Here is a 20,109-nt window from a genome sequence, read left to right as displayed (position 1 = left end):
GCCAGGGTGGACAAGAAAGACAGCCACCCCGAGTTTAGCGCTGTTGGCGGCAAAGGCCATACCCCGACATTGGTCTAGACAGTCCATTCGTTGGCAACACCCCGCAGGTCGGGTCTATAGTCAGCTGACCTTCCTGAGGATTGCGCCATGAGCGAGCACCCGTCCGAGCGTCGCCGCTTCAAACGTATCGCTTTCGATGCCCGAACCGAATTGAGCCAGGGCGAGTACATCTGGCCGGTGAAGCTGATCGATCTGTCGCTCAAGGGGCTGTTGATCGAGCGGCCCGAGCCCTGGCTGGGCAATCCCGAGCAGGATTTTTTCGTCGACATTCATTTGAGCGAGGACGTACACATCGAGATGGATGTGCAACTGGCGCATGAAGATCACGGCCAGCTCGGTTTCGTGTGCCGGCATATCAGCCTGGAGTCGATTCAGCGCCTGCGCCGCCTGATCGAACTCAATCTGGCGGACGAAACCGAACTGGAGCGCGAGCTCGGGGCGCTGATCGACGTCTGATCACTCGAACAACGAGTCCAGCGCCTGCTCCAGGCGCGTCACCGCAATGATCTGCAAGCCTGGCGGCGCTTCCTTCGGCGCGTTGCCCTTGGGCACAATCGCGCGCTTGAAACCGTGCTTGGCAGCTTCCTTCAACCGCTCCTGACCGCTCGGCACCGGGCGCACTTCGCCGGACAGGCCGACTTCGCCGAACACCAGCAAGTCATGGGGCAAAGGACGGTTGCGCAGGCTCGACATGACGGCGGCCATCAACGCCAGGTCAGACGCGGTTTCCAGCACCTTCACCCCGCCGACCACGTTGAGGAACACGTCCTGATCGTGAGTCGGAATGCCGCCATGCCGGTGCAACACCGCCAACAGCATCGCCAGACGATTCTGGTCCAGACCCAGCGTGACCCGACGCGGGTTGGCCAGATGACTGTCATCCACCAGCGCCTGTACTTCCACCAGCATCGGCCGAGTGCCTTCCCACGTCGCCATCACCACACTGCCCGGAACTTCTTCCTGAGCACGGGTGAGAAAAATCGCCGAAGGGTTGGAGACTTCTTTCAGGCCCTTGTCAGTCATGCCGAACACGCCGAGCTCGTTCACCGCGCCGAAACGGTTTTTCACCGCTCGCAGCAAACGCAACCGACCGTCGGACTCACCTTCGAAATACAGCACGGTATCGACCATGTGCTCCAGAACCCGCGGCCCAGCGAGCGCGCCTTCCTTGGTCACGTGGCCGACCAGGAAAATCGCCGTGCCGCTTTGCTTGGCGTACCGCACCAGCAACGCCGCACTCTCGCGCACCTGGGACACCCCGCCCGGCGCCGATTGCAATTGTTCGGTGAAAATCGTCTGGATCGAGTCGATCACCATCACCTTGGGTTTTTCCTGGCGGGCGGTGGCGATGATGGTTTCGATACAGGTTTCAGTCATGACCCGCAGTTGATCCTGCGGCAGACCCAAACGACGTGCACGCATGGCGACCTGTTGCTGAGACTCTTCGCCAGTGACGTACAGCGCCGGCATGGTCTTGGCGAGGTTGCACAGGGTCTGCAGCAGAATCGTCGACTTGCCAATGCCCGGGTCGCCGCCGATCAGCACCACCGAACCGTCCACCAGACCACCGCCGAGCACGCGGTCGAGCTCGCCGGAGGCTGTGGAAAAACGTGGAATCTCTTCGATGCTGACTTCGGCCAGGGTCTTGATCTGCGCTTGCTGCCCGGCCCAGCCGGTGCGCCCGCTCGGGGCGGCGGCACCGCCGCTCTCGACCATGGTTTCGGTCAGGGTGTTCCAGGCGCCGCATTCGCCGCACTGCCCGGCCCACTTGGGAAAGGTTGCGCCGCACTCGGTGCAGCCGTACATGCGCTTGGCCTTGGCCATCTGAACCCCCGACAAAAACCGCGATGATAACGCAGCCATCGTCGATCAGCGCGGCGCAGCGGGATGGATTTCTCCGCTGGCCAGACGCGCGGCGCTGCTGTCGGTCAATCCCCGACAATTGCCGGGGCTTGAAAGGGTCGCTGTCAGTCGACCAGTTTGGCGGCCAGGGCCTTGACCCGCTCCAGGTCACCCTTGGCCACTTTGGTCACACCGGCGCCGTATTCCGGATCCGCCTTATAAAGGAAGGACAGCATGATGTGCTTGCTCTCGTCGTCGGTACCCGCCAGCGAACCGCCGAAGCTCTCGATCAGGTCCTGACGTTCCTTCTTGCTGAACGAGCGATACAGATCGCCAGCCTGCTTGAAGTTCTGCTCACGCTGGATCTTCGCCTGTTGCGTGCTGCCCTGCAGCGCGGTCTGGCTGTAGCGCGCACCTGGCGTCTCTTCACGTGGTTGCAGACGGCTTGGCTGATAGTTGACGCCCGAGGTGCTCGCACCGGCATTCATCGCGCCATCCTGATTGCCATTGTTGACTGCAGTTTTGGCAGCATTGATCGGCAATTGCAGGGCATTGGCGCCGAGGCGATACATTTGCGTATCGGCATAGGCAAATATCCGACCCTGAAGTAAACGGTCTTCCGAGGGCTCGATGCCCGGCACCACATTCGATGGCGCCATGGCCACTTGTTCGGTTTCCTGGAAGACATTAGAAGGATTGCGGTTCAAGACCATTTGTCCAACTTTTCGCTCTGGAATACCTGGCCAGATCTTGGTTGCATCAAGAGGATCGAAATCAAACTTGGACAAATCTTGCGGATTCAAGACCTGGATGTACAAGTCCCACTTAGGAAAGTTGCCGCTGTTAATATTTGTTACTAAATCGTGAGTCATGTGACTGTAATCACGGCCCTGAACTTGCGCAACTTGTTGCGGATCGAGATTCTTGATGCCCTGCAAACTTCTCCAATGGAACTTCACATAGTGCACATCGCCCTTGGCATTGACCAACTTGTAAGCGTGCACACTGTTACCGTCCATCTCCCGATAACTGGCCGGAGTTCCCGAGTTGGAATACAACTCGGTCAATGTGCGGGTGGCTTCCGGTACATGGGAGAAGAAGTCGAAGCGGCGTGAATCATCGTCAAGGTTGGTACGCGGATCAGGCTTGAAGGCGTGCACCATGTCCGGGAACTTGATCGCATCGCGGATGAAAAACGTCGGGAAGTTGTTGCCCACCAGATCCCAGTTGCCGTCAGCGGTGTAGAACTTGGTGGCGAAACCCCGTGGGTCCCGCAGGGTTTCCGGTGAATGGTTGCCATGCACCACCGCCGAGAAACGCACGAACACCGGCGTGACCTGGCCGACAGCGAACACCCTGGCCTTGCTCAGATCACTCAGGTCGTTGGTCGCGGTGAACGTGCCATGAGCACCGGTACCCCGGGCATGCACGACGCGTTCGGGAATGCGTTCGCGGTCGAAGCGTTGCAGCTTCTGGATCAGTTGCACGTCCTGCAACAATACCGGGCCGGTTGCGCCGGCAGTTTGTGAGTTCTGGTTGTCGCCGACCGCCGCACCGTTATCCCGGGTCAACGGCGCCGCACTCGCGGAAAGGGTCAGTAGGCCGGCAGTCAATAAACCGAAGGTATGACGAAGGGAAAAGGCCCTCAGGCCATGCATGGAATTCATTTCAGACTCCTCTGTTATTTTGAGGCGCATCCAGGTGCGCCTGCCAGAGGCTAGAAGCTCAGCTTGCCAAACATAAATAGAAAGTTCGTAACGCGACGATTGAGCATTTTTTCTTGAAGATCAGCACGTTGCAGCGTATTTCGCGCGCGATTAGTGGCACTTTGCAAACTAATTGCGAAATGGTGTGTCGATCAAAGCGGGCTTTGTAAGAAGGTGTTTCGCGCAGGACGCGTTATGCTGATTTACACTGCGTACACCAAACTCATCTGTAACAAGGAAATAACTATGGGCGTGCTCAGCGAGTTCAAGGCCTTCGCGGTCAAAGGCAATGTGGTCGACATGGCCGTCGGTATCATCATCGGCGCGGCCTTCGGCAAGATTGTTTCGTCATTTGTCGGCGACGTGATCATGCCGCCAATCGGCCTGCTGATCGGTGGGGTTGATTTCAGTGACCTGGCGATCACCCTCAAGGCTGCCCAGGGCGATGCCCCCGCCGTGATGCTGGCGTATGGCAAGTTCATTCAGAGTGTTCTGGACTTCGTGATCGTCGCCTTTGCGATTTTCATGGGTGTCAAAGCCATCAATCGCCTGAAGCGTGAAGAAGCCGTGGCTCCTTCCTTGCCACCGGTGCCGACCAAGGAAGAAGAACTGCTGGGCGAGATTCGCGATCTGCTCAAGGCCCGGAACAACCAGCCTTGAAGACTGAAACGGCGCCTTAGGGCGCCGTTTCCTTACCAGTAGTTTTCCACTGCCACCTGCCCCGGTCGCCGGGTCAGGCTCAAGGCCATACCGCGTTGCTTGAGCAAGGCCCGGGTGTCATCGATCATCTGCGGATTGCCGCAGAGCATCACCCGGGAATGCGCCGGCGTCAGCTCCACACCGGCCATCTTTTCCAGTTCGCCATTTTCGATCAGCGTAGTGATGCGTCCGTTGAGGGCGCCGGCATACGGCTCACGCGTGACCACCGGAATAAACTGGAACTTGTGGGCGTATTCCGCGAGGTAGTCGCGCTGTGTCAGTTCCGCGATCAGCTGTTGATAAGCCAGCTCCCGAGACTCTCGCACGCTGTAGACCAGGATGATTCGCTCAAACTTCTCCCAGACCTCGAAGTCCTGCAGGATCGACAGAAAGGGCGCCACACCCGTGCCTGTGGATAACAGCCAGAGATCACGACCATCAATGAATCGATCCAGCGTCAGATAGCCAAAGGCCTGGCGCTCGATCAGCAAGCTGTCCCCCACCTTCAGGCGGCTCAGTTCGCTGGTGAACTCGCCCCCCGGCACCACAATGGAAAAGAACTCGAGAAATTCGTCGAACGGCGAAGACACCATCGAGTAGGCGCGCCACACCGTGCTGCCATCCTCACGGGTCACGCCAATCCGGGCGAATTGTCCGGCTCGGAAGCGAAAACCGGCATCCCGTGTGGTACGCAGGGTGAACAGACTGGGGGTCAGCGACTGTACATCGAGCAATGTCTGGCGGCTGAATTTTTCGCTGCTGGCGGTCATTGGGTCACTCCATCAACAAATGAATGAATTGTTACGCATTAATCCTCATTGGAACACCGACGGTTTGTAATGCTATTTCAATGTGCCATCACCCTGAGAAGGAGTAGTAGATAACATCCAAGCGATGCAATTCTTTAAATGATCCTCCGCATATAAATCGTCATCTGATATTCCCATTACAAGCATCGCTCAAGAGCAAAACAATCCAACAGACTTGTGGGAATCCTCCTACACTTCCATCCGTGTCGGCGCCTTGGATCCAATCCAGCATTCTCACGAAATAGGAAGAGATGGAGAACTCTCGAAATGGAAAGGTGGAAGGAGTATCAAATAGAACAGCTTACGCGCGCGAAGAATATTGAAAACGCATTCCCGATCTTGAAAAATTTTGCCAACAACATCGGTTTTCAATTCTGCGGCATTACAATCTCGCGGCCTGACTCCCAGTCATTCAAACCGTTTTATATCAATAACTTCACAGAGGCGTGGAACGACGAATACGAAAAACAGTGCTGTGAAAGCGACCCGATTGCGGCTTTTTGCCATCAATCAATGTTGCCGTTTCTCTGGACCAGGAAAGCATTTTCCAAGACACCGAAAATGTGGAGTGCACTTCAGAACCACGGGATGGAACATGGCTGGTCACAGTCGTATCTCGACGAAGAGAACGACCTGTGCTGCACAATCAGTCTGGCGCGAACCTACTGCGAAATCTCTGCATTGGAGCTCTACGAACAATACGGTGTGATGCACTTCATCACGCAGCATTTGAGTGAAATGATCGTTCGCGCCCTCCCGCCAGCACAGGCCAAATCACCGCCCGTACGATTGTCTACCCGAGAGCTCGAAATCGTGAGGCTGTGCGCCTTGGGCAAGACCGCCTGGGAAATCGGTCAGATTTTGAATGTGGCCGAACGGACCGTGCACTATCACATCAAAAACCTGATTGTTAAGTTCAACGCCTGCAACAAGATGTCAGCCGTCATCGCCGCCACCAGGGCCGGGTTCATTCCCAATCACCCTTGCTGAAATCAGACGAGTATTGCCAATAAAAAAAACGTACCATTTGCAACCTTCCTGAGTGATGACGCGATCTTTTGCGCCGCTGTCCACTCGGACGGTTCCGCCGCACTACTCCTGGGCCGCGGGACACCCGTCGATTACCCAGAGTCCCCGCCCCATGCCTTTGCTCGATACGCCCTTTGCCCAGCTCGATCTGATCCGCCAGCCCGAACAGCAGAAGGAACCGCTGCAAGCCTTCGACGCAGCCGACGAATACCTGCTCAATCATCTGGCCGAACAGAACCTGCCGATCGAGACACGGGTTCTGGTACTTAACGACAGCTTCGGCGCCCTGGCCATCAGCCTCTCGGGCAAACTGCAGGTCAGCACCAGCGGTGATTCATTCCTGGCGTTTCAGGGGCTGGAAAAAAACCTGCTGCGCAACAGCAAGGCGTTCGATGCTGTGCGCGGTATTCCCGCCAGCGCGCCATTGGTCGGGCCGTTCGACCGGGTGCTGATTCGCGTCCCGAAAACTCTGGCGCTGCTGGAAGAACAACTGATTCGCCTGCAAGGCCAATTGGCACCGGGCGCTCAGGTAGTGGCAGCGGCGATGGTCAAGCATTTGCCGCGTGCCGCCGGTGATCTGCTGGAACGCTACATCGGGCCGGTTCAGGCTTCGCTGGCAGTGAAGAAGGCCCGACTGCTGATCGCCACGCCCGAGCCCAAGACACCGGCCGTCTCGCCCTACCCGACCCGCTATCACCTCGACGAGCCGGCCATCGAACTGCTCAACCACGCCAACGTGTTCTGCCGCGAAGGGCTGGACATCGGCACCCGTGCCTTCCTTGCGCACCTGCCGAAAAACCTCGGCTCGGCACGAGTCGCCGACCTCGGCTGCGGTAACGGCGTACTGGCCATCGCCAGCGCCCTGCAAAATCCTGAAGCGCATTACACGCTGGTGGACGAATCGTTCATGGCCGTGCAATCGGCAGCCGAGAACTGGCGCGCGGCGTTCGGTGAACGTGACGTGATCGTACGCGCCGGCGACGGTCTGGCCGGTCAGGAAGCGCAATCGCTGGACGTAGTCCTGTGCAACCCGCCGTTCCACCAGCAACAGGTGGTCGGCGATTTCCTCGCCTGGCGCATGTTCCAGCAGGCCCGCGAAGCGCTGGTGGTCGGTGGCGCGCTGTACATCGTCGGCAACCGTCACCTGGGTTATCACAGCAAACTGGCGCGACTGTTCCGGGGTGTCGAGCAAGTCGCCGCGACTCCGAAATTCGTGATCCTCAAGGCGCGCAAATAATCCGGGCAAAAAAAACCCTCCGGTCGGAGGGTCAAAAATCCGTGCCGCAAGGCAGCGGAATGGGAAGTCTCAGTGCGTGGTCAGACCTGCGGCGTTCATGAACATGCGCATCAGGCTGGCGACGATGAACAGAGCACCGACGCTGCCGACCCAGATCATGGCCAACCAGCCGAGCCGCTGCCACAGCGGCTTTTTTTCGGCTTCTTCAATATCGTGCAGGGAATGTTTGCCGGTCATGCTTGCATCCTCCGGTTGCGGGAGATGGCGCCGCGCTCGGCGCCATCGTGATCACCATTAGTGATAACCGTCTTCGTGGGTGACCTTGCCGCGGAACACGTAATAGCTCCAGAAGGTGTAACCCAGGATGAACGGGATGATGAACAGCGTGCCCACCAGCATGAAGCCCTGGCTTTGCGGCGGCGCGGCGGCGTCCCAGATCGAGATCGACGGCGGCACGATGTTCGGCCACAGGCTGATGCCCAGACCGCTGTAGCCGAGGAAGATCAGCACCAGGGTCAGCAGGAACGGCATGTAGTTGGCGTTTCGCGCCACCGCACGGATCAGTGCGTACAGCGTCACCAACACCAGAATCGGCACCGGCAGGAACCAGAACAGATTGGGCAGGCTGAACCAGCGCTCGGCGATTTCCGGGTGAGAGAGCGGCGTCCACAGGCTGACGATGCCGATCACCGCCAGCAACACGAAGGCCAGCGGGCGCGCCAGGTCATGCATCTGCTCCTGAAGCTTGCCTTCGGTCTTCATGATCAGCCAGGTGCAACCGAGCAGCGCATACGCCACAACAAGCGCGGCGCCGCAGAACAGCGTGAACGGCGTCAGCCAGTCCAGTGAACCGCCGGCATATTGCCGGTTGACCACGGGCAAGCCGTCGATGAACGCACCGAGCGCCACGCCCTGGAAGAACGTCGCCGCCACCGAACCACCGATGAACGCCTTGTCCCACAGGTGACGCTTGTCGTCCTTGGCCTTGAAGCGGAACTCGAACGCCACGCCGCGAAAAATCAGCCCGATCAGCATGAAGATCAGCGGCAGGTACAGCGCCGACAACACCACCGAATAAGCCAGCGGGAACGCACCGAACAACGCAGCGCCGCCCAGTACAAGCCAGGTTTCATTGCCGTCCCACACCGGGGCAACGGTGTTCATCATCACGTCGCGGTCGGTCTTGCCGGGGATGAACGGAAAGAGAATCCCGATCCCAAGGTCGAAACCGTCCATGACCACGTACATCATGATCCCGAAGATGATGATCACGGCCCAGATCAGCGGAAGATCAATACCCATGATTCAAATCTCCTTGGTCAGGCTGCGGTCGTGTTCGGCGCCATCGTCGTCGGCAGCGGACAACGGACGGGCCGGCGTACGTTTCTGGCCAGGACCACCTTCGTTGGTTTCCTTGCCTTCGTCGGTCTTCGGCCCTTTGCGCACCAGGCGCATCATGTAGCCCAGCCCCGCACCGAACAGCGCGAAATACACCACCACGAACATGATCAGCGTGATGCTCATCTGCATGAAACTGTGGTTGGAAGACGCATCCGCCGTGCGCATCAGCCCGTAGACCACCCATGGCTGACGACCGATTTCAGTGGTGAACCAGCCCGCCAGGATCGCGATCAGGCCGGACGGCCCCATCCACAGCGCCAGGTACAGGAACGGCCGCGAGGTGTAGAGCGAGTCACGCTTGCGCAGCCACAAACTCCACAGACCGGTGAAGATCATCAGGAAGCCGAGACCGACCATGATCCGGAACGACCAGAACACAATGGTCGAATTCGGCCGGTCTTCTGGCGGGAATTCCTTGAGCGCCGGGACTTGCTTGTCCAGCGAGTGAGTCAGGATCAGGCTGCCGAGGTACGGGATCTCGACGGCGTACTTGGTTTTCTCTTCCTTCATGTCCGGCCAGCCGAACAGGATCAGCGGCGTCGCTTCGTTGCCGACGTTTTCCCAGTGACCTTCGATCGCGGCGATCTTCGCCGGTTGGTGTTCAAGGGTATTGAGGCCATGGAAGTCGCCGATGACTGCCTGGATCGGCGCAACGATCAGCGCCATCCACATCGCCATCGACAGCATGGTGCGGATCGCCGGGTTGTCCTTGCCGCGCAGCAAGTGCCAGGCTGCCGACGAGCCGACGAAGAAAGCCGTCGCGACGAACGCCGCCGTCGCCATGTGCATCAGGCGATAGGGGAATGACGGGTTGAAGATGATTGCCAGCCAGTCTGTTGGAATGACCTGACCGTTGACGATCTCGAAGCCCTGCGGGGTCTGCATCCAACTGTTGGAGGCGAGAATCCAGAACGTGGAAATCAGCGTGCCGATGGCCACCATCACCGTGGAGAAAAAGTGCAGGCCGCGCCCGACCTTGTTCCAGCCGAACAGCATCACCCCGAGGAAACCGGCTTCGAGGAAGAACGCCGTGAGCACTTCATACGTCAGCAACGGGCCGGTGACTGAACCGGCGAAGTCCGAGAAGCGGCTCCAGTTGGTGCCGAACTGGTAGGCCATGACGAGCCCCGAGACCACGCCCATGCCGAAGTTCACGGCAAAGATCTTCGACCAGAAATGGTAGAGGTCACGGTAAGTGTCATTGCCGGTTTTCAGCCACAGGCCTTCCAGCACCGCGAGATAGCTCGCAAGACCGATGGTGATCGCCGGGAACAGGATGTGGAACGAGATGGTGAACGCGAACTGAATTCGGGCGAGATCCAGGGCCTCTAAACCGAACATAAGCTTTCCTCTATCAGATAACGGTTCCAGGACTGGCGGCCTTGAACCACTGCCCCCACGGGTATGGAGTGCGGCGAACTCGAATTCGTTCTTCTTTTTACAGGCATCGCGACGCAGGGAGTCTGCCGACGGGTCCCGGATCAGTTCCGCGATGGGTCTTGATCTGGATCAATCAACGTTGAAAGAGTAGTCCCATTTCCGACGGAGAACCGCGTGGTCTTTTGCCGCGTGACAAGTTGCCTCACAGACCTGGCAACGCCCTGAAATACATCCGAGGCCGGGGTTCGCGCCACGGCGGGGAAAAATCGATGTCTGGCTAACTAAATTTTCTGTCATAGCAACTTCCTGTTACAGACTGGTGATAATCTCGCGGTTCCCCTCGATCAAGACCGGCCCGCAAATGCCCAGCCAAGAGCCCTTGCTGTTACGTCACCACCGTCCCTTTGTTGCGTTCTGGTTGGCCCGGATCTTCACCGCCAGCGGTTTTCAGATGCTCACCGTGGCGATCGGCTGGAACCTCTATCAACTGACCGGCAATGTGCTCGACCTGGGTCTGGTCGGGTTGGTGGAATTCGCGCCACGCGTATTGTTCATGTTGCACACCGGCCACGTTGCCGATCGCTACGACCGGCGCAAGGTCGCGGCGATCTGCCAGTCGCTGCAGGCCCTGATCGCCCTGGCACTGGCCATCGGCAGCGCCACTGACCATGTCACCCGGGAAATGATCTTTATCCTGGCGTTCCTGCTGGGCGCCGCACGCTCCTTCGAAATGCCGACCACCCAGGCGCTGCTGCCGAGCATCGTGCCCAGCGCGCTGTTTCCACGAGCGGTTGCCGCTGCGCAATCGGCGCAGCAATCGGCCACCATCGTCGCCCCGGCGCTCGGCGGTCTTCTTTATGCCTTCGGCAGCGTGTGGGTCTATGGCCCGACGGTCATTCTGTATGTCATCGCCTGCACGCTGATGCTCAACCTGCCGGCCCGGCAAACCCCGCTGAACAAAGGCAAGGCGACGCTGGACTCGTTGCTGGCGGGGATTCGCTTTATCCGCAGCCGCCCGGACATTCTCGGGGCGATTTCGCTGGATCTTTTCGCCGTGTTGCTGGGTGGCGCCACGGCGCTGTTGCCGGTGTTTGCCAAGGACATCCTGCTGACCGGGCCGTGGGGCCTCGGGCTGCTGCGTTCGGCGCCGGCGGTCGGGGCGTTGATGATGTCGCTGTTCCTGGCGCGGTTTGCCGTTGAGCGAAACGTCGGCCGGGTGATGTTCACTGCCGTTGGCGTATTCGGTGTCGCCACCATCGCCTTCGGCCTGTCGACCTCGTTCTGGTTCTCCCTGGCAGTGCTGGTGGTGCTCGGCGCGGCGGATATGATCAGCATGGTGATCCGTGCCTCGTTCGTGCAGCTGGAAACCCCGGACGAAATGCGCGGCCGGGTCAGCGCGGTGAACGGCCTGTTCATCGGTGCCTCCAACCAGCTGGGCGAATTCGAATCCGGCCTCACCGCCCACTGGTTCGGCACCGTGCCGGCGGTGGTGATGGGCGGCATCGGCACGCTGGTGGTGACCGGAACCTGGATCAAACTGTTCCCGACCCTGGCCAACCGCGACCGGATGCATGTGCCGGTGGAAGAGGTGAAGGCCTAGCTACACGGGCTCCACCAGCGGGGCCATCCCCCAAGCACAAATAGCTCGAAAAGATGCGGTACATAGATACCGCATTGAGTGTAATGTATCGCCTTACACTCGCCGCATGATCAAATCCTATGCCCATGCACAACCCGCCACACCCCGGTGAAACACTGCTGATGGACGTATTGCCGGAACTTGGCATCAGCGTTACCGAATTGGCTCGGCATCTGGGATTCGCTCGTCCTCATCTATCTCGCGTTTTGCACGGACATGCGCCGATCAGCCCGGATCTGGCCGTACGACTGGAACGCGCGGGGATTGGCAAGGCTCGCATGTGGCTAGGCGTTCAAACCGATTACGACCTTTGGCAAGCCGAGCACCGTGAGCAGCCAGCCATTCAACCAATCGCTGCTCACGCCTGACCTTCTCAGGCCAGCAACTCCCCCGCTACCTTCAATCTGGCGGCCTTGCCCGCCAGTTGCTCGACCAGTGTCAGCGCAAATGCCAGCGCGGCGCCGGAGCCTTGGGCGGTGATGCAATTACCGTCGACTACTACGGGTTGATCAACAAAGGTGCAACCGGAAAGGTTATGACTGCTGAAGGGCAGGCAGGTCATCCGGCGTTGACGTAATACACCGAAGCTTTGCAGGGCGACGGCCGGGGCTTCGGCGATGGCGGCGAACAGGCGTCCGGCACTGGCCTGATCCTTTAACAGTTGTTGAAGAGGCTGGTGCGCGGCAAAGTGTTGCGCGCCGACAGCGCCGCCGGGCAGGACAATCAGGTCGAAGGTCTGGGCCAGCACATCAATGAGCATGCCGTCGGCGGTCAATCGCGTGCCTCGGGCGCAGGTCAGCATGCGCCGGCCCTCGATGCTGGCCGCCACTACTTCGATGCCGGCGCGGCGCAGCACGTCGATCAGGGTCACGCATTGCAGATCATCGATGCCCTCGGCGAGGGTAATCAGGGCTCTAAAGGTCATGGGCGCCATCCGCTGGGTGATCCTTAAAGCGTAGTCAGCTTTGTCCTGCCCTGTTCGGCGACAGCCGTTACTTGATGTAAAGCTGGGTCGACATCGTGTTGCGCGGGGCGTTGATCGAGGTGTTGCTGAAGGTAAAGGTGCCTTCCTGACGAGTCGCCAGATCGAAGGCGTACAGCGAACCGACGGTCTTCGCGCCTGGCGTGCACTCGGTCAGGTTGCCGTTATCGAAAGCACAGACCGGGCTCCGGGTGCCATTCACTTCGAAACCGTCCAGCGCCGCCTGAGGCTGACTCTGGCCGTAGCCGATTTCCAACACATAGACCTTGATGCCCGGCGCGTTGTGATCGCAACGGGTCTGCACCTGACCATCGGTAATGTCTTCGAGCCCGCAGGACGCCGACTGAACCTTGATGACTTTCACCTCGCTCAATGGCGGTGCCGACGCCGCGAGTGCAGCCGGTACACCGGCCAGCAGCACGGCCATCAGTCCAGCGGTCTTCATCCAACCCTTGTTCATGCGATCCATCCCCGAAAAAACAGCGCGCAGTATGGCGTACTTGGCCGTGGTGCAAAACTTCGCCGACGATCGACACCAACATCCGCCATCTTCCTCACGCTGCTGGTATGATGCGCGGCTTTTTCCGGCCCACCACAATTTTCCAGGCGCTTGCGACGGTCTGTGCTTTGCTGTTGAGGTCGATACATTCACGGCGCCACGCGCGCCACGGGGAGCAGACATGCTGGAAAGGCTGTTTCAACTCAAGGCACACAACACCAACGTGCGGACCGAGATTCTCGCGGGCGTCACGACCTTCCTGGCCATGGCCTACATTCTGTTCGTCAACCCGAGCATCCTCGGCGAGACCGGCATGGACAAAGGTGCGGTATTCGTCGCCACGTGTCTGGCAGCCGCCATCGGCTCCACGGTCATGGGCCTGATCGCCAACTACCCGATCGCCCTCGCGCCGGGCATGGGGCTGAACGCCTTCTTTACCTACACCGTCGTGCTGCACATGGGCCACACCTGGCAAGTGGCGCTGGGCGCGGTGTTCATCTCGGCGGTGTGCTTCTTCCTGCTGTCGATCTTCCGCATCCGTGAATGGATCATCAACAGCATCCCGCTGCCACTGCGCTCGGCGATTGCCGCCGGTATCGGCCTGTTCCTGGCGCTGATCGCCCTGCACAATGCCGGCATTGTGGTCAGCAACCCGGCGACCATGGTCGGCCTCGGCGACCTGAAGCAACCGGCCCCGATTCTCGCCACCCTCGGTTTCGCCCTGATCGTCGCCCTTGAAGCCCTGAAAGTGCGCGGCGCGGTGCTGATCGGCATTCTCGCGGTAACCATCGTTTCGATCGTGATGGGCTTCACCCCGTTCGGCGGCGTGACCTCGATGCCACCTTCGCTGGCCCCGACCTTCCTGCAACTGGACATCAAGGGCGCGCTGGACATCGGTCTGGTCAGCGTGATCTTCGCTTTCCTGTTCGTCGACCTGTTCGACAACTCCGGCACCCTGATCGGCGTCGCCAAGCGCGCCGGCCTGATGGGCAAGGACGGCCACATGCCGAAAATGGGCCGTGCACTGATCGCTGACAGCACCGCGGCCATGGCCGGTTCGCTGCTGGGCACCTCGACCACCACCAGCTACATCGAATCCGCTGCGGGCGTGAGTGCCGGCGGCCGCACCGGCCTGACCGCCATCGTCGTCGCGATCCTGTTCCTGCTGGCGCTGTTCTTCTCGCCACTGGCTGCCAGCGTACCGGCGTTCGCCACCGCACCAGCGCTGCTGTTCGTCGCCGTGCTGATGACTTCCGGTCTGGCGGAAATAGACTGGGAAGACATCACCGTCGCCGCTCCGGTCGTGGTCACCGCTCTGGCGATGCCTTTCACCTATTCCATCGCCAACGGCATCGCCTTCGGCTTCATCGCCTGGACTGCGATCAAACTGCTGTCCGGCCGCGCCCGTGAGCTGAACCCGGCGCTGGTGATCCTGTCGATTCTGTTCGTGATCAAGCTGGGTTGGTTCAACGCATGACTTTTGATTCCCAGGCCTACGCCGCACAACTCGAAGACAAGGTCACGCGCCTGCGTGACCTGCTGGCCCCGTTCGATGCACCGGAGCCAACGGTGTTCGACTCGCCTTTGCAGAACTTCCGCCTGCGCGCCGAATTCCGCCTGTGGCGCGAGGCCGGCGAGCGGCATTACGCGATGTTTTCCCAGGACGACAAACGCACGCCGATCCTGATCGAAGAGTTCCCGATCGCCAGCCTGCGCATCAACCAGTTGATGCCGCAATTGAAAGCGGCCTGGCAGGCCAGCGCGGCGCTGAGCCACAAGCTGTTCCAGGTCGAGTTTCTGACCACCCTGGCCGGCGACGCGATGATCACCCTGTGCTATCACCGTCCGCTGGACGAACACTGGCACGCGGCGGCGACCCAACTGGCGACGGATCTGGGCGTCAGCATCATCGGTCGTTCCAAGGGCAAGCGCGAAGTGCTCGGCCTCGATTACGTGGTCGAGAAACTCGATGTCGGTGGTCGTACTTTCAGCTACCGCCAGCCGGAAGGCGCGTTCACCCAGCCCAACGGCACCGTGAACCAGAAGATGCTCAACTGGGCATACGAAGCACTGGGCGATCGCAGCGACGATATGCTGGAGCTGTACTGCGGCAACGGCAACTTCACCCTGCCGCTGGCGACTCGCGTGCGCAAAGTGCTGGCCACCGAAATCAGCAAGACTTCGGTCAACGCCGCGTTGAGCAACCTGGCCGAAAACGCTGTGGATAACGTCACGCTGGTGCGCCTGTCCGCCGAAGAGCTGACTGAAGCACTGAACGAAGTTCGCCCGTTCCGTCGCCTGCACGGTATCGACCTGAAAAGCTACGAGTTCGGCAGCGTGTTCGTCGACCCGCCACGGGCCGGCATGGACCCGGACACCTGCGAGCTGACCCGTCGCTTCGACAACATCCTGTACATCTCCTGCAACCCGGAAACGCTGGCGGCCAACATCGCCCAACTGCACGACACGCACCGCATCACCCGCTGCGCGCTGTTCGACCAGTTCCCCTGGACTCACCACATGGAATCCGGCGTGCTGCTGACCCGACGTTGATCGCAAGTGCCAGAAACAAGAAAGCCGTCCTCATCGACGGCTTTTTTGTGCCTGTTCATGGCACGGGATCGATCTTGCGCGGACGCCCGCCCTTCCTGCCGTTGGCCCGTGCAGCTTCAGCTTTCGCAGTGCTGCTCTGGCGGCCATTGCGCGAAGCGATCACCGAGGCAGCCATGGCCATCAGTGGCTGACTGGCGGAGATCATCCCGGCGATGGAAACCTGCAGGTCCTTGCCGTCGTGGCACAGCGCGGTGCCAGCGAAGCCGACGTGCAATCCGCTGAAGTCTTCCGGTTCGAAGTCATCGAATTCGCGGTAGAGATTCACTGGCAGCAGCACGCCGCTGTCGTCCTCGAAGTGAATCACCAGGCAGGGTTTCTGAAAGGCCACCGACACGGCTTGAAGGCTGCTGCGTCGGCGCAGCCCTCCCCGCTCAACAGCTTCATCGAGACGCTTTTCTGTTACCGGTCGATCAGCATGCAAACCGGCTTTTACTGTTTTCATAGTTCGATCTCCACACCTTCCTGAGCACCAACCAGGGCCAGCAGGGTTTTGTTTTCTTCTGGTTCGTAATACGCCGATCCGATTCTGAAGGTTGCTCCGGTGACTTCGCGCATGACGGCCACTTCGTTCGAGTCCCCGTCCCACCATTGATTATCGAGACACGCCGTCTGCAATCGAGTCCACCAGATTCGACGGGCCCGCCGCAGATGAACAGTTTCACGCAGCGATTGACGCAGCCCCTCGAGCACTGCAATCGGTGGCCGACGTGACAGGGGCACCACATCCCATAACTCCACGCCGTTGTGCCAGAAGCTGAATTTGAAACGGGCACTCCATGCACCTGAATCAACGTGCGCATGGGGCGGACAATGTTCGTCTCGCAGCATGATCACCACCGACAATCCCTTGTAACTGCACACTTTCATGCTAACCCATCCGTTAGGTTAAAGAGTTTCGAAAACTGCCATTCCCTGACAATTCCGACCATCGGCATTGCTGTCTCAAATGGTCATTACGTTTTCGAGCCTAGTGCGGGATTCAGGAAAGCCCCGCGCAAAATGGTAAGCAGTTCTTTCGCAGCGGCTACGCATTTGCTACATACGAAGACTCATTCCCCGGCGTAATCAATCATGCAGAGACACTTCGACGATCTTCAGCTGGGCAGCATCGAGCTGTTTTGCCTGGCCGCCGAGTGCGGCAGTTTCACCGGCGCGGCGCAGGCGGCTTCGGTGACGCCGGCAGCGGTGAGCCGCTCGGTATCCCGCATGGAGGAACGCCTGGGCGTGCGGCTGTTCGCGCGTACCACCCGCAGCGTGAAACTGACCGACAGCGGCCGGCGCTACTACGAAGAGTGCAGGCAGGCGCTGGCGCAACTGGTCGAGGCGCAACGGGAAGTCATGGGCCAGCAGCAGGAACCGTCCGGCATCCTGCGTATCAGTATTCCTACGACCTACGCCCATCATCGGATCCTGCCGCTGTTGCCCGCGTTTCGGGCGCGCTTCCCGCAGGTGAAGGTCGACATGCACATCAGCAACCGCAACATCGACTTCGTCGGCGAGGGTTACGACATGGCGATCCGCGTGCGGGCAATCCCCGACTCCGGCCTGATCGCCCGCCATCTGGAGGACGCAGCGCTGGTGATGGTCGCCAGCCCCGACTACCTAAAACGCGCCGGCACGCCGCAGACCCTCGAAGACCTCGAACAACACGAGTGTATTCAGTACGAATTGCCCAGCAGCGGGCGGCGGATCACTTGGCTGTTCTATGAGGAAGACGCGCCACGGGAAATCCTCGCCGAGGGCAACTTCTGCTGCTCCGATGACGTGCTCGGTGGCGTGACCCTGGCCAAACATGGCGCCGGGTTGTTCCAGACGTATCGCTTCATTGTCGAAAAAGAACTGGCCGACGGCTCGTTGGTGGAAGTGCTCCAGCCCTACAGCGGACGCTCGCGGCCGTTCACTTTGCTGTACCCGCAGAATCGTCACATGCCGCTGCGCGTCAGGGCTTTCATTGATTTTCTGGTCGAGCAATTGCCGCACTGAATTGCACAGTGTGCGATCACCGCACACAAAACCGGGCTGTCGATGCAGAGCAATTGATTAAAGTAACCATCTAGTACAATTTAACTCCACAGGTCGAAACCCTCGGCCCAAGCCAAAAACAATAAGTGGAGTTTGCCCCCATGCCCCCTATCGTTCTGGTGCTCAACGGCCCGAACCTGAACCTGCTCGGTACCCGTGAACCGGCAACCTACGGTCATGAAACCCTGGCCGACATCTCTGCCCTGTGCGGGCGCGCCGCCGAAGAGTTCGGCCTGGCCGTGGAGTTTCGCCAGACCAACCACGAAGGCGAACTGCTCGACTGGATTCACGGCGCCCGTCAGCGCTGCGCCGGTATCGTGATCAATCCGGCCGCCTGGACTCACACTTCGGTCGCGATCCGCGACGCTCTGGTCGCCAGCGAATTGCCGGTGATCGAAGTACACCTGTCCAACGTCCATGCCCGCGAGCCGTTCCGTCATCACTCGTTCGTCTCGGCCATCGCCACCGCCGTGATGTGCGGCTTCGGCAGCCACGGCTATCGCCTGGCCCTGGAACATTTCAGCCAACGGCTGAAGGGGCGAACCGCATGAATCGTAACAACGTGATACTCGCCGGGCTGATCGGCGCCGGCATCCAGGCCTCCCGCACCCCGGCGCTGCACGAACACGAAGGCGACGAACAGGGCCTGCGCTACCTGTACCGGCTGATCGACCTCGATCAACTGCAACTGGGCAGCAACGCCCTGCCCGATCTGTTGCAGGCCGCCGAACGTATGAATTACACCGGCCTGAACATCACCTTCCCGTGCAAGCAGGCAATCATTCCGCTGCTCGATGAACTATCCCCGGAAGCCCGAGGCATCGGCGCCGTGAACACGGTGGTGCTGAAGGACGGCAAACGCGTCGGCCACAACACCGATTGCCTGGGTTTTGCCGAAGGTTTTCGTCGCGGCCTGCCAGACGTTACCCGCGAACGTGTAGTCCAGATGGGCGCTGGTGGCGCAGGCGCGGCAGTCGCCCACGCCTTGTTGAGCGAAGGCGTACGGCAACTGAGCATTTTTGATGTGGACGTGGAGCGCGCCGAAAGCCTGGCCAACAACCTCAACCAGCATTTCGGTGCCGGTCGGGCCGTGGCCGGACATGATCTGGCGAGCACGCTGAGTCAGGCCGATGGTCTGGTAAACACTACGCCGATGGGCATGGCCAAATTGCCCGGCATGCCCGTGCCGGCGGCGTTGCTGCGGCCCGAGTTGTGGGTGGCGGAGATCGTGTATTTCCCGCTGGAAACCGAACTGCTGCGCAACGCCCGCGCCCTGGGTTGCCGAACCCTGGATGGCGGCAACATGGCGGTGTTTCAGGCAGTGAAGGCGTTTGAGCTGTTCAGCGGCAAGGTGCCGGATGCGCAGCGAATGCTCGCGCATTTTCAAAGCATGAATGGCTAAAACCATGAGGGGGCCCGTCCCCCTCGACATCGCTCACGCTTGCAAGTAGCGCAGCACCGACTCGCAAATCATCTCGCGATGACGTTGCTTGATGCTTTCGTCCGGCAGGTCGATCTGAAAGATCTCACCGAAGGTATGGCGGTTCGATACGCGATAGAAGCAGAACGAACTGATCAACAGATGCACGTCCAGCGCGTCGAGCCCGGCGCGGAACACCCCTTCTTCAGCACCCCGACGCAGAATCTCGCCCAGGGAATCGAGGATGGTGTTGTTCATCGCCTTGATCGCATCGGAACGCTTCACGTACTCGGCGTTGTGGATGTTTTCGATGCTGACGATCCGCACGAAATCGACGTTGCGATCGTGGTGATCGAAGGTGAATTCCACCAGACGCCGGATCGCTTCCACCGGCGGCAATTCAGCCAGGTGCAGGCGGTTTTCAGTGCTGCGGATATCGCCGTAGAGCTTCTCCAGCACCTCGACGTACAACTGCTCCTTGCTGCCGAAGTAGTAATAGATCATGCGTTTGGAGGTGTGGATACGCTCGGCGATCGCATCGACGCGAGCACCGGACAGCCCCTGCTGGACGAACTCGACGATCGCCTCCTGCAGGATGTTCTCGCGGGTCTTTTCCGGGTTGTTCTTGCGACTCTTGCGCGGCTCTACCGCGGGTAGAACGGGAGCTGCGGGAAGTTCTGAAGTCATTGTCATTGCGGGCTCACGGCCATCACTGCACAGGCTGGCGATTATGGGCCGCGCGCCCCAGTGAAGGAAGCCGCGCGACCGGTG

General features: G+C 59.9%; 22 protein-coding genes. 11 read left to right on the top strand and 11 right to left on the bottom strand.

The features are described 5' to 3' along the window. The first annotated feature begins 147 nt into the window (after positions 1–147). A complete protein-coding gene (locus ACKUG4_RS17190) occupies positions 148–516 on the top strand; it encodes a PilZ domain-containing protein (RefSeq protein ID WP_064599557.1) in 369 nt (122 codons plus the stop codon). Here the strand turns inward: ACKUG4_RS17190 and radA are convergent, their stop codons facing one another. Then, positions 517–1,884, bottom strand: a complete 1,368-nt coding sequence (gene radA / locus ACKUG4_RS17185) for a DNA repair protein RadA (protein ID WP_039771749.1) — start codon at positions 1,882–1,884, stop codon at positions 517–519. A gap of 143 nt (positions 1,885–2,027) precedes the next feature. Next, positions 2,028–3,569: a catalase KatB gene (katB, locus tag ACKUG4_RS17180; protein WP_445434468.1), complete on the bottom strand. Its 1,542-nt coding sequence runs from the start codon at positions 3,567–3,569 to the stop codon at positions 2,028–2,030. Between the two features lie 285 nt (positions 3,570–3,854). Between katB and mscL the strand changes: the two genes are divergently transcribed. Next, a complete protein-coding gene (gene mscL, locus ACKUG4_RS17175) occupies positions 3,855–4,268 on the top strand; it encodes a large-conductance mechanosensitive channel protein MscL (RefSeq protein WP_064599563.1) in 414 nt (137 codons plus the stop codon). Between the two features lie 32 nt (positions 4,269–4,300). Here mscL and ACKUG4_RS17170 read toward each other — a convergent pair whose 3' ends face one another. Next, positions 4,301–5,077: a ferredoxin--NADP reductase gene (locus tag ACKUG4_RS17170; RefSeq protein WP_064599565.1), complete on the bottom strand. Its 777-nt coding sequence runs from the start codon at positions 5,075–5,077 to the stop codon at positions 4,301–4,303. A 306-nt stretch (positions 5,078–5,383) separates the two neighbouring features. Here ACKUG4_RS17170 and ACKUG4_RS17165 point away from each other — a divergent pair, with 306 nt between their 5' ends. Together ACKUG4_RS17165 and ACKUG4_RS17160 are read left to right on the top strand one after the other, a co-directional pair. Then, the gene (locus ACKUG4_RS17165; protein ID WP_064599567.1) at positions 5,384–6,106 is read left to right on the top strand and encodes a LuxR C-terminal-related transcriptional regulator; all 723 of its coding nucleotides are present in this window, start codon (positions 5,384–5,386) and stop codon (positions 6,104–6,106) included. A gap of 151 nt (positions 6,107–6,257) precedes the next feature. Then, a complete protein-coding gene (locus tag ACKUG4_RS17160) occupies positions 6,258–7,382 on the top strand; it encodes a methyltransferase (RefSeq protein ID WP_085648723.1) in 1,125 nt (374 codons plus the stop codon). 69 nt (positions 7,383–7,451) lie between these two features. Here the strand turns inward: ACKUG4_RS17160 and ACKUG4_RS17155 are convergent, their stop codons facing one another. Genes ACKUG4_RS17155 through ACKUG4_RS17145 form a run of 3 tightly spaced genes read right to left on the bottom strand, consistent with a single transcriptional unit; the run spans position 7,452 to position 10,124 of the window. After that, the gene (locus ACKUG4_RS17155) at positions 7,452–7,619 is read right to left on the bottom strand and encodes a DUF2474 domain-containing protein (RefSeq protein WP_007950992.1); all 168 of its coding nucleotides are present in this window, start codon (positions 7,617–7,619) and stop codon (positions 7,452–7,454) included. 57 nt (positions 7,620–7,676) lie between these two features. After that, a complete protein-coding gene (gene cydB / locus ACKUG4_RS17150; RefSeq protein WP_039771762.1) occupies positions 7,677–8,684 on the bottom strand; it encodes a cytochrome d ubiquinol oxidase subunit II in 1,008 nt (335 codons plus the stop codon). A 3-nt stretch (positions 8,685–8,687) separates the two neighbouring features. Continuing rightward, positions 8,688–10,124 carry a cytochrome ubiquinol oxidase subunit I gene (locus ACKUG4_RS17145; protein ID WP_445434467.1) on the bottom strand — a complete coding sequence of 479 codons (1,437 nt, stop codon included), beginning with the start codon at positions 10,122–10,124 and terminating at the stop codon, positions 8,688–8,690. A gap of 400 nt (positions 10,125–10,524) precedes the next feature. Here ACKUG4_RS17145 and ACKUG4_RS17140 point away from each other — a divergent pair, with 400 nt between their 5' ends. Both ACKUG4_RS17140 and ACKUG4_RS17135 read left to right on the top strand, forming a co-directional pair. Next, positions 10,525–11,763 carry an MFS transporter gene (locus ACKUG4_RS17140; RefSeq protein ID WP_085648722.1) on the top strand — a complete coding sequence of 413 codons (1,239 nt, stop codon included), beginning with the start codon at positions 10,525–10,527 and terminating at the stop codon, positions 11,761–11,763. Between the two features lie 119 nt (positions 11,764–11,882). Beyond that, a complete protein-coding gene (locus tag ACKUG4_RS17135) occupies positions 11,883–12,170 on the top strand; it encodes a HigA family addiction module antitoxin (RefSeq protein ID WP_045121630.1) in 288 nt (95 codons plus the stop codon). 5 nt (positions 12,171–12,175) lie between these two features. On the opposite strand, the gene ACKUG4_RS17130 is transcribed toward ACKUG4_RS17135, so the two are convergent. Together ACKUG4_RS17130 and ACKUG4_RS17125 are read right to left on the bottom strand one after the other, a co-directional pair. Next, positions 12,176–12,727, bottom strand: a complete 552-nt coding sequence (locus tag ACKUG4_RS17130; protein ID WP_445434466.1) for a DJ-1 family glyoxalase III — start codon at positions 12,725–12,727, stop codon at positions 12,176–12,178. Positions 12,728–12,794: 67 nt separating this feature from the next. Then, on the bottom strand, positions 12,795–13,244 hold the full coding sequence (locus ACKUG4_RS17125; protein ID WP_445434465.1) for a DUF4879 domain-containing protein: 450 nt from the start codon (positions 13,242–13,244) through the stop codon (positions 12,795–12,797). Positions 13,245–13,464: 220 nt separating this feature from the next. On the opposite strand from ACKUG4_RS17125, the gene ACKUG4_RS17120 reads away from it, so the two are divergent. Next, positions 13,465–14,760, top strand: coding sequence for an NCS2 family permease (locus ACKUG4_RS17120; RefSeq protein ID WP_064599583.1), 1,296 nt, complete (start codon positions 13,465–13,467; stop codon positions 14,758–14,760). After that, positions 14,757–15,836, top strand: coding sequence for a tRNA (uridine(54)-C5)-methyltransferase TrmA (gene trmA / locus ACKUG4_RS17115; RefSeq protein ID WP_445434464.1), 1,080 nt, complete (start codon positions 14,757–14,759; stop codon positions 15,834–15,836). Before ACKUG4_RS17120 ends, trmA begins: the two co-directional genes overlap by 4 nt. Positions 15,837–15,891: 55 nt before the next feature. Here trmA and ACKUG4_RS17110 read toward each other — a convergent pair whose 3' ends face one another. Further along, a complete protein-coding gene (locus ACKUG4_RS17110) occupies positions 15,892–16,338 on the bottom strand; it encodes a hypothetical protein (RefSeq protein WP_221398142.1) in 447 nt (148 codons plus the stop codon). Continuing rightward, a complete protein-coding gene (locus ACKUG4_RS17105; RefSeq protein ID WP_039771768.1) occupies positions 16,335–16,763 on the bottom strand; it encodes a hypothetical protein in 429 nt (142 codons plus the stop codon). Before ACKUG4_RS17105 ends, ACKUG4_RS17110 begins: the two co-directional genes overlap by 4 nt. A gap of 204 nt (positions 16,764–16,967) precedes the next feature. Here ACKUG4_RS17105 and ACKUG4_RS17100 point away from each other — a divergent pair, with 204 nt between their 5' ends. From ACKUG4_RS17100 to ACKUG4_RS17090, 3 genes are all read left to right on the top strand, one after another. Beyond that, positions 16,968–17,879, top strand: a complete 912-nt coding sequence (locus tag ACKUG4_RS17100; RefSeq protein WP_445434463.1) for a LysR family transcriptional regulator — start codon at positions 16,968–16,970, stop codon at positions 17,877–17,879. A 140-nt stretch (positions 17,880–18,019) separates the two neighbouring features. Continuing rightward, positions 18,020–18,469, top strand: coding sequence for a type II 3-dehydroquinate dehydratase (aroQ, locus tag ACKUG4_RS17095; protein WP_039771771.1), 450 nt, complete (start codon positions 18,020–18,022; stop codon positions 18,467–18,469). Further along, positions 18,466–19,320 (top strand): shikimate dehydrogenase, encoded by an 855-nt coding sequence (locus tag ACKUG4_RS17090; RefSeq protein ID WP_445434462.1) that lies wholly within the window; start codon positions 18,466–18,468, stop codon positions 19,318–19,320. The genes aroQ and ACKUG4_RS17090 overlap by 4 nt, the downstream gene beginning before the upstream one ends. A gap of 33 nt (positions 19,321–19,353) precedes the next feature. On the opposite strand, the gene ACKUG4_RS17085 is transcribed toward ACKUG4_RS17090, so the two are convergent. Then, positions 19,354–20,031 carry a TetR/AcrR family transcriptional regulator gene (locus ACKUG4_RS17085; protein ID WP_085612590.1) on the bottom strand — a complete coding sequence of 226 codons (678 nt, stop codon included), beginning with the start codon at positions 20,029–20,031 and terminating at the stop codon, positions 19,354–19,356. Between the last annotated feature and the right edge of the window lie 78 nt (positions 20,032–20,109).

Source organism: Candidatus Pseudomonas auctus (assembly GCF_048654275.1).
GTDB lineage: Bacteria > Pseudomonadota > Gammaproteobacteria > Pseudomonadales > Pseudomonadaceae > Aquipseudomonas > Aquipseudomonas pharyngis.
This window is presented reverse-complemented; position numbering and strand designations above follow the sequence as displayed.